Origin of the sequence: Anaeromyxobacter paludicola (assembly GCF_023169965.1) — a bacterium.
GTDB classification, from domain to species: domain Bacteria; phylum Myxococcota; class Myxococcia; order Myxococcales; family Anaeromyxobacteraceae; genus Anaeromyxobacter_B; species Anaeromyxobacter_B paludicola.
This window is the reverse complement of sequence record NZ_AP025592.1, coordinates 426,221-442,535: the sequence shown is the minus strand read 5'-3', so window position 1 is coordinate 442,535 and position 16,315 is coordinate 426,221. Positions and strand designations below refer to the sequence as shown.

Here is a 16,315-nt window from a genome sequence, read left to right as displayed (position 1 = left end):
AGTCCCCCGCGCCGCTGGAACGATAGGAGGCCGCAATGGACGAGGTGCTCGGCCCGCTCGACGAGCTCCTCCCGGAGCTCGAGAACCTCTACGCCGACCTTCACGCCCACCCCGAGCTCTCGCTCCAGGAGACCCGGACCGCGGGCATCGCGGCGGAGCGGCTGCGCGCCGCTGGCTTCGAGGTGACGACCGGAATCGGCGGGACCGGCGTCGTCGGCATCCTGCGCAACGGGACCGGGCCTACCGTCATGCTGCGCGCCGACATGGACGCCCTGCCCGTGAAGGAGGACACCGGACTGCCGTACGCCAGCCGGGTGACCGCCACCGATCGGGAGGGGAAGACCGTCCCGGTGATGCACGCGTGTGGCCACGACATCCACGTGACCTGGCTGGCAGGCGCGGCTTCGCTGTTGGCGCGTGCGCGAGCTGCCTGGCGCGGCACCTTGATGGCGGTGTTCCAGCCCGCGGAGGAGACCGGCGAAGGCGCGCAGGCGATGATGACCGGTGGGCTCGCCGCGCGCTTCCCCAGGCCCGACGTCATCCTCGGGCAGCATGTCATGGTCGGCTCGGCCGGCGTCCTCGGCTGGCGGGCGGGGGTGGTGACCTCGGCCGGGGACAGCTTCCAGGTCCGCCTCTTCGGCCGCGGGGCCCACGGCTCGATGCCGCAAGCGAGCATCGACCCGGTGGTGATGGCCGCGTCGACCGTACTGCGGCTGCAAACCATCGTCTCCCGCGAGCTCGCTGCAACCGAGGCCGCCGTGGTCACCGTGGGCGCGCTGCAGGCCGGGACCAAGGAGAACGTCATCCCGGACGAGGCACTCATCAAGTTGAACGTGCGCACCTTCGACGAGGGGGTCCGCTCACGGGTGCTCGCGGCGATCGAGCGGATCGTGAAGGCGGAGGCCGCGGCTTCGGGCGCGCCGAGGCCGCCGGAGATCACCCCCCTCGATCGCTACATGCTGGTGAAGAACGATCCGGAGGCGACCCACCGCGTGGTCGAATCGTTCCAGCGGCGCTTCCCCGCCGAGCGCTTGCAGGAGACCGAACCGACCTCCGCCAGCGAGGACTTTGGATCTTTCGGCGCCGGATGGCACGCCCCCTCGGTGTTCTGGTTCGTCGGCGGCACGGACCCGGACGCGTACAGGAAGGCTCGGGAGTCTGGCCGGCTGGGCGACCTCCCCACCAACCACAACCCGCGCTTCGCGCCGGTCCTGCACCCCACCCTGCGCACGGGCGTCGAGGCGGCCGTGACCGCGGCGCAGGCCTGGCTCTCGCCGTGACCGTCACGCGCTTCGCGGTCGACCTCGGCACGTTGCCGGTGGCGCTCGACCTCGGTGGCACCTTCGTGTTCGCCCTCAGCGGCGCGACGGCGGGGGTGAAGCACCGGCTGGACCTCTTCGGCGTCCTGGTGCTGTCCCTGGTAGCCGCCAGCTCGGGCGGTGTCATCCGCGACCTGCTCATTGGCGCCGTACCGCCGGCGGCGCTCGCCGACTGGCGGTACATCGCCGTCTCGCTCTTCGCCGGCGTGTTCACGGTCTACGGACACTCCCTGGTCGACCGTCTACACCACCCCGTGCAGTTGTTCGACGCCGCGGGACTGGCCCTCTTCGCGGTCTCGGGTGCGCACAAGGCCCTCGTCTTCCACCTCGGCCCGATCCAGGCGGCCCTCCTGGGCATGCTGACCGGGATCGGGGGCGGCATGGTTCGCGATCTCCTCGTGGCGGAGGTACCCGCCGTGCTGCACGCCGAGGTCTACGCGGTCGCCGCCCTGATTGGCGCGGGCGTAGTGGTCATCGGGAGCTGGCTGGGCGTGCCTTCTGCGGTAGCCACCGGTGTGGGCGCGCTGCTCTGCTTCGGGCTTCGCCTCGTGGCGATGCGGCGCGGCTGGCGGCTGCCCGTCGCGGGTGAGCCGGACGCTTCCAGCGGACTGCACCGAAGGTGACGGGCGGGAGGCCGGCCTCCTGTCGTGAACCCCGCCGCCGATTCGCCGGCGCCGGTGTTCGAAGACCGAGCGAGATGCCGAGCGTCAGGACCCGCGGGTGCCTGGCGAGGGGCCGCAGTGAGAGCGTCCGTGTTCACCCATCTGCCCGGGGCCAGCTGCGGCACGTTGGTCTCGACGTACCTACGCTACCCGCGACGAGGATTCCCGCCTCGGAGGATTCCCGCCTCGAAGGAGCTGCCATGGCTGACGACAACCTGCAGCGGATGAAGACGCTCGACGATTCCTGGAACAACCAGGACTGGGAGGTCTTCCGCAAGCGGCACTCGGCGGACACCGCGGTGTACTGGCCGGGGCAACCAGACCCGACTCGCGGCCGCGATGCGCACCAGGCCGAGTCCGAGGCGTTCTTCAAGTCCATCGAGAACCAACTCGAGAACAACCCGTACAAGGTGATGTTCGCCTCGGGCGACTGGACGTGCACCATCGCGAAGTGGAAAGGCAAGATGATCGGCCCGTGGAAGGATCTGAGCGGCAAGGTCCACCCGCCGACCGGCAAGTCCTTCGAGCTGGAGTTCTGCACGGTCGCGCGGTGGAAGGATGGCGAGATCGTCGAGGAGAAGCTGTTCTACGACCAGGTCGGCTTCCTGCGGCAGATCGGGCTGCTGTAGCCGCCCCCAGCAGCAGTTCGTGAGAACCACGCCATGACTCAACGCGTGTTGGTAACTGCCGGCGCAGCCGGAATCGGAAAAGAGATCGCGCGCGCGTTTGCTGCGAAGGGCGCCGCGGTGTGCGTCTGCGACATCGACGTGAAGGCGCTCGAGCTATCGGCGAAGGAGATCCCTGGCCTGAAGACGATCGTCTGCGACGTCTCGAAGCGAGCAGACATCGAACGCATGGTCGCCGGCGCCGTCGAGGCGCTGGGCGGGCTCGACGTCCTTGTGAACAACGCCGGCATCGCAGGCCCCACCGCCCCGGTCGAGGATGCGGATCCTGATCAATGGGAAGCCGTCATGAAGATTGACGTGATCGGGGCGTTTCATGTCACGCGGCTCGCCATCCCGCACCTGAAGAAGTCTGCCGCTGGGAGCATCGTCGTCATGTCCTCGGTCGGCGGACGGTTCGGGTACCCGAACCGCAGCGCCTACTGCACCGCGAAGATGGGACTGATCGGCTTTGCCAAGACGCTCTCGCGCGAACTCGGGCAGTACGGGATTCGCTGCAACGCCATCGCGCCGGGGGCAGTGGGAGGCGACCGCATCGAACGCGTCCTTCAGGGTCGCGCCCAGGCGGAGCACAAGACGCTGGATGAAGAGAGGCACGCCGCGATGAGCATTCAGTCCCTGAAGCGTTTCGTGGATCCAAAGGACATTGCGGCTCTCGTCGTGTTCCTGACGTCGGATTCCGGCAAGTCCATCTCAGGCCAGGTCGTGCCCATCGACAATGACGCGCAGACGTCTGCGCTTTGACGGAACTGAGAGGCTAGATGGGTGGCGCGCCATGACGAACAGTCGCGCTGGCGTACCGGGCTTCACCCTCTAGTTCCCGAGTCGCGCGCAGGTCTCACCTTGGGCGTGATCCGGTTCCGCGGGCAGGCTCACGAAGCGACTAGCTGCACCAGTGCCCATCGCAGCGGTGGCCTTCGCGTTGAGCCAGCCGGAAGACGTGGACGTCAACGAGATCCTGTTCCGGCCGACGAAGCAGGAACCGTAGCCGCTGACGTCCTCCTCGGTCCCCCACTCGCTGGGACGCGAGAGCCGCGCGGAAGTCGCAGGTTCGAATCACCCCGCGCAACCATCGTCGCCGTGCCGCCGCCCCGAAACGCAAAAGGCCCCGGCGACTTGCGTCACCGGGGCCCCTACGAGACTGGTTGCGGGGGCAGGATTTGAACCTGCGACCTTCGGGTTATGAGCCCGACGAGCTACCTGGCTGCTCCACCCCGCGACAAGATTTCTTGCCGAAGTGGGCGGGGTTGTACCGGCTGAACCCCACCCGGTCAAGGGGTATTTTCAGCCCCTCCCACCCCGCGCGAACGCGCCTGGGATCACGAAGATCCCGGCCAGCGCCACCATGGTCGCACCGGTCGGGAGCTGCCACATCCACGAGAGGGCGTAGCCCCCGGCGGCGGCCACGAGGCCGAGGGCGGTGGCGAGGGCGAAGGTGCTCCGCAGGCGGGTGGTGAGGAGCAGCGCCGCCGAGGCGGGGATGGTCAGGAACGCGAAGACGGGCAGCGCGCCGAGCGCCCGCGCGGCGGCGGGGATGGCGAGGCCGATGGTGAAGTACAGGAGCCCGTTCCAGGTCCGGGTGGAGTAGCCGAGCGCGGCGGCGGTCTCGCCGTCGAACGAGGAGAACACCAGCTCCTTGGCGAAGACGCCGTGCACGGCGGCGCAGACGAGCGCCACCAGCCCGAGCACGACGACGTCCGAGAACGGCACGGCGACGGCGTTGCCGAACACCATGGCGTTGAGGTCGTGGGCGGCGTGGACGAGCCGGTTCGCGCCGAGCACCACCAGCGCGCCGGCGACGACGTAGGCGATGCCGACGCCGGCCTCGGCGGGCAGCCGCCGCCGCGCCTGCGCCGCGCCGAGCGCGAGCGCCCCGGCCACCGAGAAGGCGATGGCCACGGCGAGCTGCACGCCGGCGTGCTCGGCCTCGATGTGCAGCGACTCCTCCCCGAGCAAGGCGCAGATGAGCCCCAGGGTGGAGAGCTGGGTGAGGGCGGCCGAGACGAACACGGTCCGCCGCAGCACGACGTACACGCCGAGGAAGCCACAGAGCCCGCCGGCGATCACCGAGGCGAGCAGGGGGTCGCGCCAGATGTCCTTGGCGGCGAGGAAGTCCGCGAGCGCGCTCATGCCGCCTCCCCTCCCCCCTCGGGATAGACGAACCGCCGGCCCGCCTCCTCGCGCACGGTCACGGCGCGCCCGTACAGCGCGGAGAGCGCCCCGGGCGTCAGCATCTCCTCGAGCGGCCCCACCCGCCACAGCCGCTTGTCCTTGTCGGCGAAGGCGAGCCTCCGCGCGTAGTTCGCGACCGCCTCGAGCCGGTGCGACACCATCACCACCGCGAGCCCGCCCTGCCGGTGCAGCTCGCGCAGGATGTCCATCGCCGCAAGCTCGGCCGCCGGATCCATGCCGTTGGTCGGCTCGTCGAGCGCGAGCAGCTCGGGGCTCGCCGCCAGCGCCCGCGCGATGAGCGTCCGCTGCCGCTGGCCGCCGGAGAGGGTCCGGAAGGAGCGCCCGGCGAGGTCGGCGATGCCGACGCGCGAGAGGGCCCGGCTCACCTCCGCCCGGTCCTCCGGCCCCGGCCGCCGGCCGAGCCCGAGCCCGCGGTACCGTCCCATGAGCGCGACGTCGGCCACGGTGAGCGGCCAGTGCGCGTCCACGTGATCCCGCTGCGGGACGTAGCCCACCCGCGCGGCGGGGGCCTGGCGGCGCTCGCCGGAGACGGGCGGGAGCACCCCGAGCAGCGTGCGCAGGAGCGTGGTCTTCCCGCCGCCGTTCGGCCCGACCACGGCGAGGAAGTCGCCGGGCGCGACGTCGAGGTCGATGCCGGTCAGCAGCGGCGCGCCGTAGCCGATGGCGGCGCCCCGCAGGGAGACGAGCGCGCCGTTCGAGGGGAGGGCCATCACTTCACCGCCGCCGCGACGAGCTTCACGAGCTGGTCCACGTAGGCCTCGTAGCTCCTCGCCTCCGGCGTGCCCCCCACGTCGCCGGGCAGGGGCACCACCTTCGCGCCGGTGTGGCGCGCCACCACGTCGGCGCTCTTCCGGTCGTAGAAGTTCTCGAGCAGGATCGCCTTCACCCCCTGCGCCTTCGCCACGCCCACGAGCTCGGCGAGGTGCGAGGGCGGCGGGGCGACGCCGGGCTTGGGCTCGAGGTAGCCGGCGGCCTGCAGCCCGGCCCAGTCGAGGAAGTAGGTGAAGGAGTTGTGGTGCGGGATGACCTTGCGCCCCTTCTCCGGCGCGAGCTCGGCGCGCCAGCGGGCCTCGTCGGCGTCGAGCCGCCGCTCGAAGTCGGCGAGCCGCTGCCGGTAGCTCGCCGCGCCGGCGGGGTCGAGCGCCGCGAGCTTCTGGGCGAGCCCCTCGGCCACCTTCCGCGCGCGGCGCGGGTCCGAGAGGAAGTGCGGGTTCCCGGCGGGGTGGAGATCGCCCATGCTCCGGTCCACCGGCCCGTGCGGCACCTCGAGCACGTTCACCGCCGACGCGGCGGTGAAGCGGCGCGCCCCGCCGGGCTGGATGGCGCCGTTGCGCGACTGGTTCACGAGCGGCGGCAGCCACCCGATCTCCAGGTCGAGCCCGACGTCCACGAGCAGGTCGGCCTGGCGCAGCCTCACGGCCAGGGTCGGGTTGGCGTCCACGAAGTGCGGGTCCTGGATGCCTCGCGAGAGGCTCTGGACCTTCACGCGGTCGCCGCCGACCTCGCGCGACAGGGCGGCGAGCCCCTCGGTGGTGGTGACCACGTCGAGGGCGCGCGCGGCGAGCGGGAGCAGCAGGAGGGAGAGGAGCGGCAGCAGTCGAAGCTTCATGGTGTTCCTCGATCTAGAAGGGGTGGGCGCCGTGGGCGCCGATGGCGAACTCGAGCTGCAGGAGGAGCTCCAGCCCCTCCCGCCCGCCGGGCAGGAAGTCCCAGCCCGCCTGCAGCCGGAGGCGCTGGAACTCGCTCGGGAGCCAGGCGGCGACGGCGGAGGCGCGGTGCTCGGTCCCGTCCACCTGGACGATGCCGCCGCGGCTGTCCTGGAACGCGGGGGCGAAGTCGTAGCGAGCGCCGTACGCGAAGTAGGGACCGTCCCGCCAGACCGCCTGGGCGTACCCGCCGACGTCGGCCTGCGCCGGCGCCACGGGATCGGTGAGCCGGCGCCAGAAGAGCTCGCCCTGCAGCGCCAGGTACGAGCGGCCCTGCGGCGGCCGGATCTTCACGTGCACGTCCACGCCGCCGAGATCGCGCCAGGCGCCGCTCGCCGGCTCCTCGAGCCGCGCCGCCGAGAGCCCGAGCCCCGCCACCACGGCGTCGGTCAGGTCGAAGTACTGGAGGACCCGCCCGCCGACGGTGCGCCGCTCCTTGTCCTCGAAGGCGGGCGTGGTGGTCTGGCCGTAGAGGTGCGCCTCGAGGAACCAGGGCACCGGGGCGAGCCAGGCCACGTCGAGCCCGGGCCCCTTGAGCTGGTCGGCCGAGACGAGCCGGTCGAGCGCGAGCGGCGCGTCCACGAAGTCCCAGACGTGCGGGTGCTGCTGGTTGAGCCGCCCGAACGGCGAGAAGAGCTTGCCGGCCCGGGCCTGCAGGCCGGCCGGGAGCTGCAACGTCGTGAGGTAGGCCTCCTCCACGCTCACGCCGTCGGGCGTGAAGGATATGAAGGCGTCGGCGCGGGCGTACGGGTCCACCACCGACTGGATCCCGAGCTCGAGCTCCTGGAAGAGCGGCCGGAGCTGGTGCGGCTGCGACACCGGGCCGCTGCGGGGCGACTCCACCGCGGCGTCGCGGCTGTCGTAGGCCGCCGCGAAGTCGCCGATGGCGGAGATGTCGGGGAGGAGCAGGAGCCGCGCGAAGGGGTTCCCGCCCTGCTGCCCCTGCGCGGTGGACGGGGACGGCGGCGGCGCGGAGAGGTCGGGCGGGGCCGGCGGGGTGGGCGTCGCCCCGGGGCTCGCGCCCAGCTCCTTCGCGATCTGCTCCTCGAGGCGCTGCCTCTCTTCCGGGGACTGCGGGGACTGCGGTGCTTGCTGCGACGGCTCCGCCGGCTGCGCGCCGGCGGGCGCGGCGTCCTGAGCCACGGCGCGCCCGTCCACGACGAGCGCGACCGCGGCCAGGGCCGCGAGCGTGAGGCTTCTCATGTGCTGCACCTCCAGCGCGAGCGACGCGCCGAGAGAGCGGGATCCGATGCGGGAGGGAGCGGGTCGGATCAGGCGACCGGCGGCGACTGCCCGGGCACCGCCCCGAGGGGCGCCCCCGTCAGCGGCGCGTGCCAGGGCTCCTGCGGAACCGGCTCCGGCGGCAGCGCGCGCGGGGCCACGTCGGGCGTGGCGCTCTCCGCGGTCTCGCCGCTCGCGGCGAGACAGGCGGCGCAGGCGTGGTCCCCGAAGGCGCCCGCGTGCGCGTGCGGCGCGGCCGCCGAGAGGGCGACCAGCACGGCGAGGGCGATGGCGAGGACGTGGCGCACGACCGGCGGATACTGTGGGGGCCGCCCGTCCCTGTCAAGCGCTGGACGGGGCGAGCGCTCCCGCGGCGCGCAGGGAGGCCACCTCCTCCGGGTCGAAGCCGGCCTCCCGGAGCACCTCGTCGCCGTGCTCGCCCAGCCGCGGCGCCGGCCTGAGCGGGGCGGTCGCCCCGTCGAGCCGGACCGGGGTGGCGACGCCGGGCATCGCCCTGCCCTCCCGCGGCGTGGGCACCTCGAGGAAGGCGCCGCGGGCGCGCAGCTGCGGATCCTCGCGCGACTCGGCCGGCTCGAGCACCGGCGCGAGGCAGACGTCGTGCTCCCTCCCGAAGGCGGCCCACTCGTCGCGGGTGCGCGCCGCGAAGACCGCCTCGAGCTCGGCCCGCGGCCCGTCGCCGTCGAGCTGGCGCGCCGCGAGCTCGGGCCTCCCCACCGCCTCGCAGAAGCGGCGGAAGAAGCGCGGCTCGAGCGCGGCGAGCGCCACGAACCGGCCGTCGGCGGCGCGGTACACGCCGTAGCAGGCGCGCCGCCCGTCGAGCCCGCCCTCCCCGCGCCCGAGCGGCTCGCCCGCGGCGGCGCCGCCGTGCGCGAGCGCGAGGAGCGAGAGCGCGCCCTCGGTCATCGAGACGTCCACCCGCGCGCCCACCCCGCTCGCCTGGCGCCGGTGGAGCGCCGCCAGGATCCCCGCCACCGCCGGCCAGGCCCCGCCGGCCAGGTCGGCGACCGGCACGCCCAGCGGGAGCGGCGCCTCGGGCGGGCCGTTCCGCGCCAGCACGCCGGCGAGGGCGCAGTAGTCGAGGTCGTGGCCGGCGAGGTCGCGGTAGGGCCCGGTCTGCCCGTAGCCGGTGATCGAGCAGAGGATGGCGGCGGGCGAGGCGGCCCGGAGCGCCTCCCAGCCGCAGCCGAGCCGGTCGAGCACCCCGGGGCGGAAGGACTCCACGACCACGTCGAAGGTGCGCGCGAGCTTGAGGAAGGCGGCCGCGCCGCCGGGCGCCCCGAGATCGAGCGCGAGGGACCGCTTGTTCCGGTTGAGGGCGTGGAAATAGCCGGACTCCGCGCCGGCGAGCGGAGGGAGCGCGCGCAGGTAGTCGCCGCCGTCCGGGTCCTCGAGCTTCACCACGTCGGCGCCGAGGTCGGCGAGCACGAGCGTGGCGAACGGGCCCGGGAGGAGCCGGGTCAGGTCGAGGACGCGGACGCCGGCGAGGGGGAGCCCCGGTGCTCCTGACGGCCCCTCCCCGGCCCTCCCCGCCCGGCGGGGAGGGTGGGCTTCTCTTCCCTCTTCCCGCGGAGCCAGGGAGGGATGGGGAGGGGGTGCGTCGCGGGGCACGGCGAGCGGCCCCTCTGCGCTACGTCAATATCTGCTGCAGCTTCATCGCGAGCCCCATGTCGCCCTGGATCTTGAGCTTCCCGGACATGAAGGCCATCTGGGGGTTGAGCTTCCCGTTCACGATGTTGAGGAAGTCCTGGTCGGAGCAGTTCACCGTGCACTTCGCGGCGGGCGCCTGCCCCGCCGAGATGGCGCCCCCGGGGGCGGTGCAGTCCACCGCCCACGCCCCGCCGCTCGGGCCGGAGATGTTGAACTGGTAGACGGCGTTGATCTTGGCGACCACGTCCGGCTTGTTCTTGAGCCGCTCGGGCATGTGCCGCTCGAAGACGTCCCGCACGCTGTCTGGCATCTCGACCCTCCGCTGATTGTGGAATCAACGTAGGGTCGGCCCGGTGGGCTGTCAAGGCGAGCAGGCGCCGGGTCAGAGCCTGTGAGGGAATCCTCGGACCGAGCCAGGCGAGCGATAGCGAGCAGCGCAAGGCGCGACGAGCGAGCATACCGAAGGTATGTGAGAGAGGAGCAACGCCGCGATGCGATGCGGATCGTTCGCCGCGGCGACGGGAGGGGATTTCTTCACAGGCTCTCAGGGCTCGGGCGGGAGGTGCGCCGCCTCGCGGACGGCGCCGAGGAGCCCGTCGGGATCGACCGGCTTCACCAGCACCAGATCGACCTCCTTGCCCCGCGCCCGGGCGATGTCCTCGCGCTCCGCCCAGCCGGTGACCACCACCACCGGCGTCTCCGGCGCGATCTGCTTGGCGGCCCGCGCGAGCTCGAGCCCGCCCATCCCCGGCATCCCGATGTCGGTGACCACCACGTCCACCGGCCCGGCGCGCAGCGCCTCGAGCCCGGCCGCGCCGGTGGCGGCGGTGGTCACCGCGCAGCCGGCCGACTCGAGCACCTCGGCCATGAGCTCGCGGTTGTCCTCGTCGTCCTCGACGAGCAGCACGCGCAGGTGGAGGGCGTCTCCCATCGCGACCTCGGGCCGGGGTCACTCGACGTAGAAGCTGTCGAGGATCTGCCGGTACTTCTCGGTGCAGAACTTCCGCTTCACCTTGAGGGTGGGCGTGAGCTCGCCCGACTCCTGCGTGAAGTCCTTCGGCAGGATGGCGAACTTCTTCACCGTGGAGTAGCTCGCCTGCTTGGCGTTGAGCGCGTCCACCGCCTGCTGGATGCGCGCCCGCACCCGGGGATCCTGCGAGAGCCCTGCCGGACCGATGCCGACGCCGTTCTCGGCCGCCCACCTGCGGACGTTCTCCTCGTTGAGCGTCACGAGCGCCGAGAGGAACTTGCGGCGGTCGCCGTGGACCATCACCTGCGAGATGAGCGGGTCGGTCTTGAGGTCGTTCTCGAGGTTCTGCGGCGCGACGTTCTTCCCGCCGGCGGTGACGATGATGTCCTTCTTCCGGTCGGTGATCCGCAGGCAGCCGTCGGGGTCGAGCTGGCCGATGTCGCCGGTGTAGAACCAGCCGTCGCGGATCGCCTCGGCGGTCGCCGCCGGGTTCTGGAAGTACTCCTTCATCACGCCGCCGCCGCGGAACAGGATCTCGCCGTCGTCGGCGATGCGCACCTCGGTCCCTGGGATGGGCGGGCCGACGGTGCCGATCCGGTTCCGGCCGGGGCGGTTGACGCAGGTGCCCGCGCTGGTCTCGGTGAGGCCGTAGCCCTCGAGGATGGTGAGCCCGCACAGCTCGAAGAAGAGGTTGATCTTGGGGGAGAGCGGCGCGCCGCCCGACACGAAGAGCCGCATCCGCCCGCCGAAGCGCTCGGCGAGCTGCGCCCGGAGCTTCGGGAAGACGAGCCGCCGCGCCACCGTGAGGCCGAGGGAGCTCTCCTCCTGGCCGCGCTCCCGCGCGGCGGCGTACTTCTCGTAGCTCTCGAGGGCGAGCCGGAAGAGGCGGCCCTTGATCCCAGGGGTGGCGAGCCCCTTCGCCACCACCGTGTCGAACGCCTTCTCGAAGATGCGCGGCACGGCCGGCATCACCGTGGGCCGCGCCTCGTGGGCGTTGTCCATGAGCCGCTCGATCGACTCGGTGAAGGCGACGGTGAACCCCTCCGAGAACCAGACCGCCTCGATCACCTTGGCGAAGGAGTGGGCCATCGGCAGGAACAGCAGCACCACGTCCTGGCCGTTGAGGAGCCCGATCTGCGCCACCGCCTCGGCCTCGTAGACCCAGTTGCCGTGGGTGAGGACGACGCCCTTGGGGTTGCCGGTGGTGCCGGAGGTGTAGATGAAGCAGGCCGGATCCTCGAGGCCGATCCGCGCCAGCCGGGCCTCGTGCGCGCCGGCGTTGGCGCGCCGCCACTCCGCCCCGGCCCGCTCGACGTCGGCGAGCAGGTGCTCCGCGCCGCCGGACGGCTGCCCCTCGAAGACGACCACGCCCTCCAGGCCCGGCAGCCGGTCGCGGATCTCCCGGATCTTCTGCGCCTGCGCCTCGCCGTCGCAGAAGATGAAGCGCGCGCCGGAGTTCTCGAGGATGTACTGGCACTCGTGCGGCCGGTTCGACTGGTAGATCGGCACCGCGATGGCGCCGGCGCCCATCGTGCCGAGGTCGGCCAGGATCCACTCGGCCCGGGTCTCGCCGAGGAGCGCCACCCGGTCGCCAGGGCGGACGCCGAGCGCGGCCAGGCCGTCCGCCACGTCGCGGGCGCGGCGCGCCATCTCGCGCCAGGAGAGGTCGCGCCACTCGCCGTCGCGCTTGAAGCGGCAGGCCGCCGCGTCGCCCTTGCGGGCGGCCTGCGCCTCGAACAGCGACACCAGGTTCTTCGGCCGCGTGATGCCGGTCATCAGCTCGTCTCGCGCGATCATGGACAACCGCCCCCTCACTTCATCCGGGAGATCGCGGCGCGCGCCAGCTCCTGCGAGCGCCGCTCCTCCGGGGCGTCGTAGCTCCCCGGCCTCTCCGCCACCGCCTGCTCCAGGAGCTGCCGCGCTTCCTTCGGATGGTTCTCGTCCTCGTATAGCTCCGCCAGATAGACGCGAGCCCGCACGTTATGGGGGTTCAGCTTCAGCGCTTTCCGAAGGTGGCGCTCCGACTGGGCGGCGTCGTGCTTGGGCCAGGGCAGCTTGAAATAGAAGCGCCCCCAGGCGTTCTCGATGGCGCCGTGCATGAAGCCGGGATCGAGCTTCTCCGCCGCCCCGAGCCGCTCCTTGAACTTGCCCTCGACGCCCTGCGTGAGCGCCTTCACGATGCCGATGCCGAGCGAGTAGTTGCCGATGCCTCCGGCGGCGAAGAACCAGCCCTCCACGCCCTTGGGGTTCACGGCGCTCGCCCGATCGCCCAGCTCCCAGGCGCGCTTGCCGAGCTCGCTCTTCTGCTCGTTCGGCAGCTTCGGATCGTCGGAGAGCCAGAAGTAGAGCCGGGCCTGGCGCCAGAGCACGGCGTAGTCGCCGGGCGCGAGCTTCGCCGCGTGCTCCAGGGCGGCGCGGACCTCGTCGAGCTTGCCGGGCTCGTCGCGGACCTGGTAGGCGGCGTCGGCCTTCGAGAGCAGCTGTTCCAGCTCGGGGCTCTGCATGGCGGCCTCCGCTCCCCGGGCCGGAGGGGCGACGGCGAGGGCCAGGGCGAGCAGCAACGGGTGGGTGCGCATCGGGCGATCCTGCTGCGTGCCTGCTTTCCAGGCAAGCCCTCGATCGCGTGCGCCGGCTCAGTTTCCCGCGCTGCAGAGGCAGGTGCCCCGCGCCGCCCCCGTCGGGATCTCGCAGGTCCACTGCTGGGCCTGCCCGCCGAGGGCGCTGACGCACTCCTGGGTGCTGGCGCAGCCCCCGGCGGGGACGATCCCGAGGTACTCGGCCAGGTAGCTCTCCCCCGGGTTCGCCTCGCAGCCGCCGCCCTGGTGGTTGATGGCGATGCAGCTCGTGGTCCCGGCGACCGGCTGCGCCAGCGGGTCGTTGCAGCTCGTGAACCACCAGTCGGCCGTCGGGCCCGGCCCCGCGCAGATCTTCCGGGTGCTCCCGTCGGCCCTCACGATCCGGAGCAGCGTCACCTCGCCCGCCGCCGGCTGCGTCGGGAGCTGCAGCTGGTTGAGCGGCTTCACCAGGTCCGCGATGCTCCGCAGCGTCGAGGCGAAGTCGGCGTCGCAGACCGAGTCCTGCACCACCGGCACGCCCTGCTGCCGGAGCGCCGTCGCGAGGTCCTGGAAGCGCGTGCCGGTGCTCTTCCCGCTGCACTGCGGGTCGCTGCCGGCCGGGCAGGTGCAGGTGCTCGCGGTGCAGACGTTGGTGCCGGTGCTGGCCGAGCAGGTCGAGGAGGTGATGAAGCCGGCGCCGAACGGCCGGCCGAGGCCGGTGAAGTAGTCCACGTACGCCTGCACCGGGAAGGCCTTCCGCTGCGCGAGCGGGAGCCCCTCGTCGGCCATGCAGGCGTCGGCGCCGGGGGTCATGTTGGTCATCACGATCCCGTTGAGCGGGTCCTTCGGGTTCGAGCAGTCGTCCTCGTCGCCCATCCAGACCACCACCAGCCGCGCGCCGGCGTGCGGGAACTCGCTCTGCTGGACGTCGGCCGGCTGCGCGAGGCCGTTCTGCCGCAGCGCCTTCTCCAGCGCGAGCCGGCCGGCCTCGAGGTGCTGCTCCTGCCCCGAGCCGCAGGTGCCCACCTGCACGTTCGCCTTGAACTGGCCCACGGCCTGGGTGATGCGCGCGTCCTGCGTCGCGGTCCCGTAGCTCGACCAGTCGAGGTCCTTGGTGAAGTGGATCACCCGCGGGTTGCCCGGCTTGGCCACGAAGTCGCCGGCCGGGTACGGGCTCCCCTCCGCCGCGTCGCCCGGCACGCAGCCCCGGTTGGCGGTCGAGAAGCCGTAGTACTGGGTCACGAGCTCGCCGCAGGCCTGGCCGGCGGTGGCGCAGGCGTAGCTCGCCGGCTTCCCGCTCACGATGGAGACGTAGCTGCAGGCGAGCGCGCCGCTGCCGTCGGCGGCGCAGTTGGCCACGTAGTCGTTCTCGAAGATGGACGAGGTGGTGACCGCGAGGTGGAAGTCGAGCGCGGTGAGGCCGCGCGCCACCCGGTCCTTGTTGAGCTGGGCGAGCTGCCCGACGAACTCGTCGAAGTTCTTGGCGAGCATCTGCTGCTCGCCGAGCATCGAGCCCGAGTCGTCCACCACGAAGAGGATGTCGGCGGTGTCGAAGCCGCCGAGCGTCACCTTCCGCGAGGCCGGCTGGATGATGCACTGCCCGACCGGGTTGAAGTTGTAGCTCTGGCAGGCGGCCAGGAGCGCCAGCAGGGGCAGCACGAGGGCACGGCGGGGCATCTCTCAGGCCTCCGGCCGAGAGGATAGGCCCCGCCCTGCGGCGCGGCAGGCTACCGCCCCGGGGGCTGGCGCCCGCCCAGGGCGCCCCCCGGGGAGCCGCCTACTCCCACTCGATGGTGGCCGGGGGCTTCGACGAGACGTCGTAGACCACCCGGTTGATGCCGCGGACCTCGTTGATGATCCGCGACGAGACGCGCGCCAGCAGGTCGTACGGCAGCCGCGCCCAGTCGCCGGTCATGCCGTCGGTGGACTCGATGGCGCGGACGGCGCAGGTGTTCTCGTAGGTGCGCTCGTCGCCCATCACGCCGACGCTGCGGACCGGGAGGAGCACCGCGAAGGCCTGCCAGAGCTGCTCGTACAGCCCGGCGGCGCGGATCTCCTGCTGCACGATGGTGTCGGCCTTGCGCAGGATCGAGAGCCGCTCCTCGGTGACCTCGCCGAGGACGCGGATGGCGAGCCCCGGGCCGGGGAACGGCTGCCGCTGCACGATCTCCTTGGGGAGGCCGAGCTCGAGCCCGAGCCGCCGCACCTCGTCCTTGAAGAGCTCGCGCAGGGGCTCGACGAGGCCGAGCTTCATCACCTCGGGGAGCCCGCCCACGTTGTGGTGGCTCTTGATCGTGGCCGAGGGGCCCTTGAAGGAGACCGACTCGATGACGTCGGGGTAGAGCGTGCCCTGGACGAGGAAGTCGGCCCGCTCGCCGTGGCGGGCGAACTCCTCCACCTGCTCCTCGAAGACCGCGATGAACTCGCGGCCGATGATCTTCCGCTTCTGCTCGGGATCGGTCACCCCGGCGAGCTTCGACAGGAACCGCTTCGAGGCGTCGGCGGTCACGAGCGGGAGGTGGAACATCCGCCCGAAGACCTCCTCCACCTGCGCCCGCTCCCCCTCCCGCAGCACGCCGTTGTCCACGAAGACGCAGCGGAGCCGGTCGCCGATGGCGCGGTGCACGAGGAGCGCGGCCACGGCCGAGTCCACGCCGCCGGAGAGCGCGCAGAGCGCGTGGCCGTCCGGGCCGACCTGGGCCCGGATCTGCTCCACCGCGACGTCCACGTAGGCCCGCATCGACCACTGGCCGCTGCAGCCGCAGACCGCGTAGGCGAAGTTCTTGAGGAGCTCCGCGCCGCGCGGCGTGTGCACCACCTCGGGGTGGAACTGCACGCCGAAGAAGCGGCGCCGCCGGTCCTCGACCGCGGCGTACGGCGCGCTCGGGGTGGAGGCGACCGGCTCGAACCCCGGCGGCAGCGCCTCGACGCGGTCGCCGTGGCTCATCCAGACGTCGAGCCGGGGCGGCAGGCCCTGGAAGAGCTCACAGGCCGAGGAGGCGTCGATGGTGGCGGGGCCGAACTCGCGGTGGGCCGCGTTCCCGACCTTGCCGCCGAGCTCGTGGGCCATGAGCTGCAGGCCGTAGCAGACGCCGAGCACGGGGACGCCGAGCTCGAAGACCACCTTGTCGGCCCGCGGGCTGTCCGCGGCCAGCACCGACGCCGGGCCGCCGGAGAGCACCACGCCGCGCGGCTTGAAGGCCCGGATGGCGTCGGCGCTCGCGGTGCACGGGTGGATCTCGCAGTAGACGCCGAGCTCGCGCAGCCGGCGCGCGATGAGCTGGGTGTACTGCGACCCGAAGTCGAGGATGAGGATCTTCTCGCCGTGGATGTCCAAC

At 72.3% G+C, this 16,315-nt stretch carries 16 protein-coding genes and 1 tRNA gene; 4 read left to right on the top strand and 13 right to left on the bottom strand.

Annotation, left to right across the window (positions count from 1 at the left end; all coding sequences use genetic code 11):
- Positions 1–35 precede the first annotated feature (35 nt).
- The 4 genes from AMPC_RS02045 (at position 36) to AMPC_RS02030 (ending at position 3,408) form a co-directional block, all read left to right on the top strand.
- Entirely contained in the window at positions 36–1,280 is a 1,245-nt protein-coding gene (locus tag AMPC_RS02045) for an amidohydrolase (protein ID WP_248343884.1), read from the top strand.
- A complete protein-coding gene (locus AMPC_RS02040; protein WP_248343883.1) occupies positions 1,277–1,942 on the top strand; it encodes a trimeric intracellular cation channel family protein in 666 nt (221 codons plus the stop codon). Before AMPC_RS02045 ends, AMPC_RS02040 begins: the two co-directional genes overlap by 4 nt.
- A gap of 239 nt (positions 1,943–2,181) precedes the next feature.
- Entirely contained in the window at positions 2,182–2,610 is a 429-nt protein-coding gene (locus AMPC_RS02035) for an ester cyclase (protein ID WP_248343882.1), read from the top strand.
- A gap of 33 nt (positions 2,611–2,643) precedes the next feature.
- On the top strand, positions 2,644–3,408 hold the full coding sequence (locus AMPC_RS02030) for an SDR family oxidoreductase (protein WP_248343881.1): 765 nt from the start codon (positions 2,644–2,646) through the stop codon (positions 3,406–3,408).
- 398 nt (positions 3,409–3,806) lie between these two features.
- Here the strand turns inward: AMPC_RS02030 and AMPC_RS02025 are convergent.
- The 13 genes from AMPC_RS02025 to guaA all read right to left on the bottom strand — a co-directional run bounded on the left by AMPC_RS02025 (position 3,807) and on the right by guaA (position 16,314).
- Positions 3,807–3,883, bottom strand: a tRNA-Met gene (locus tag AMPC_RS02025).
- A gap of 65 nt (positions 3,884–3,948) precedes the next feature.
- Positions 3,949–4,794: a metal ABC transporter permease gene (locus AMPC_RS02020; RefSeq protein ID WP_248343880.1), complete on the bottom strand. Its 846-nt coding sequence runs from the start codon at positions 4,792–4,794 to the stop codon at positions 3,949–3,951.
- Positions 4,791–5,567, bottom strand: coding sequence for a metal ABC transporter ATP-binding protein (locus AMPC_RS02015; protein ID WP_248343879.1), 777 nt, complete (start codon positions 5,565–5,567; stop codon positions 4,791–4,793). The genes AMPC_RS02020 and AMPC_RS02015 overlap by 4 nt, the downstream gene beginning before the upstream one ends.
- Entirely contained in the window at positions 5,567–6,466 is a 900-nt protein-coding gene (locus AMPC_RS02010) for a metal ABC transporter substrate-binding protein (protein ID WP_248343878.1), read from the bottom strand. The genes AMPC_RS02015 and AMPC_RS02010 overlap by 1 nt, the downstream gene beginning before the upstream one ends.
- 13 nt (positions 6,467–6,479) lie before the next feature.
- A complete protein-coding gene (locus AMPC_RS02005; RefSeq protein WP_248343877.1) occupies positions 6,480–7,766 on the bottom strand; it encodes a hypothetical protein in 1,287 nt (428 codons plus the stop codon).
- A 68-nt stretch (positions 7,767–7,834) separates the two neighbouring features.
- Positions 7,835–8,092, bottom strand: coding sequence for a hypothetical protein (locus AMPC_RS02000; RefSeq protein ID WP_248343876.1), 258 nt, complete (start codon positions 8,090–8,092; stop codon positions 7,835–7,837).
- A gap of 34 nt (positions 8,093–8,126) precedes the next feature.
- Positions 8,127–9,266: a CaiB/BaiF CoA transferase family protein gene (locus AMPC_RS01995; RefSeq protein WP_248346383.1), complete on the bottom strand. Its 1,140-nt coding sequence runs from the start codon at positions 9,264–9,266 to the stop codon at positions 8,127–8,129.
- A 166-nt stretch (positions 9,267–9,432) separates the two neighbouring features.
- A complete protein-coding gene (locus AMPC_RS01990; protein ID WP_248343875.1) occupies positions 9,433–9,762 on the bottom strand; it encodes an SCP2 sterol-binding domain-containing protein in 330 nt (109 codons plus the stop codon).
- A 234-nt stretch (positions 9,763–9,996) separates the two neighbouring features.
- Complete coding sequence (locus tag AMPC_RS01985) at positions 9,997–10,383, bottom strand: response regulator (RefSeq protein WP_248343874.1); 387 nt, start codon at positions 10,381–10,383, stop codon at positions 9,997–9,999.
- Between the two features lie 18 nt (positions 10,384–10,401).
- Positions 10,402–12,219 carry an AMP-dependent synthetase/ligase gene (locus tag AMPC_RS01980; RefSeq protein WP_248343873.1) on the bottom strand — a complete coding sequence of 606 codons (1,818 nt, stop codon included), beginning with the start codon at positions 12,217–12,219 and terminating at the stop codon, positions 10,402–10,404.
- Positions 12,220–12,233: 14 nt separating this feature from the next.
- A complete protein-coding gene (locus AMPC_RS01975; protein ID WP_248343872.1) occupies positions 12,234–12,998 on the bottom strand; it encodes a tetratricopeptide repeat protein in 765 nt (254 codons plus the stop codon).
- 57 nt (positions 12,999–13,055) lie between these two features.
- Positions 13,056–14,654: a hypothetical protein gene (locus AMPC_RS01970; protein ID WP_248343871.1), complete on the bottom strand. Its 1,599-nt coding sequence runs from the start codon at positions 14,652–14,654 to the stop codon at positions 13,056–13,058.
- A gap of 100 nt (positions 14,655–14,754) precedes the next feature.
- The gene (guaA, locus tag AMPC_RS01965; protein WP_248343870.1) at positions 14,755–16,314 is read right to left on the bottom strand and encodes a glutamine-hydrolyzing GMP synthase; all 1,560 of its coding nucleotides are present in this window, start codon (positions 16,312–16,314) and stop codon (positions 14,755–14,757) included.
- Position 16,315: the final 1 nt, after the last annotated feature.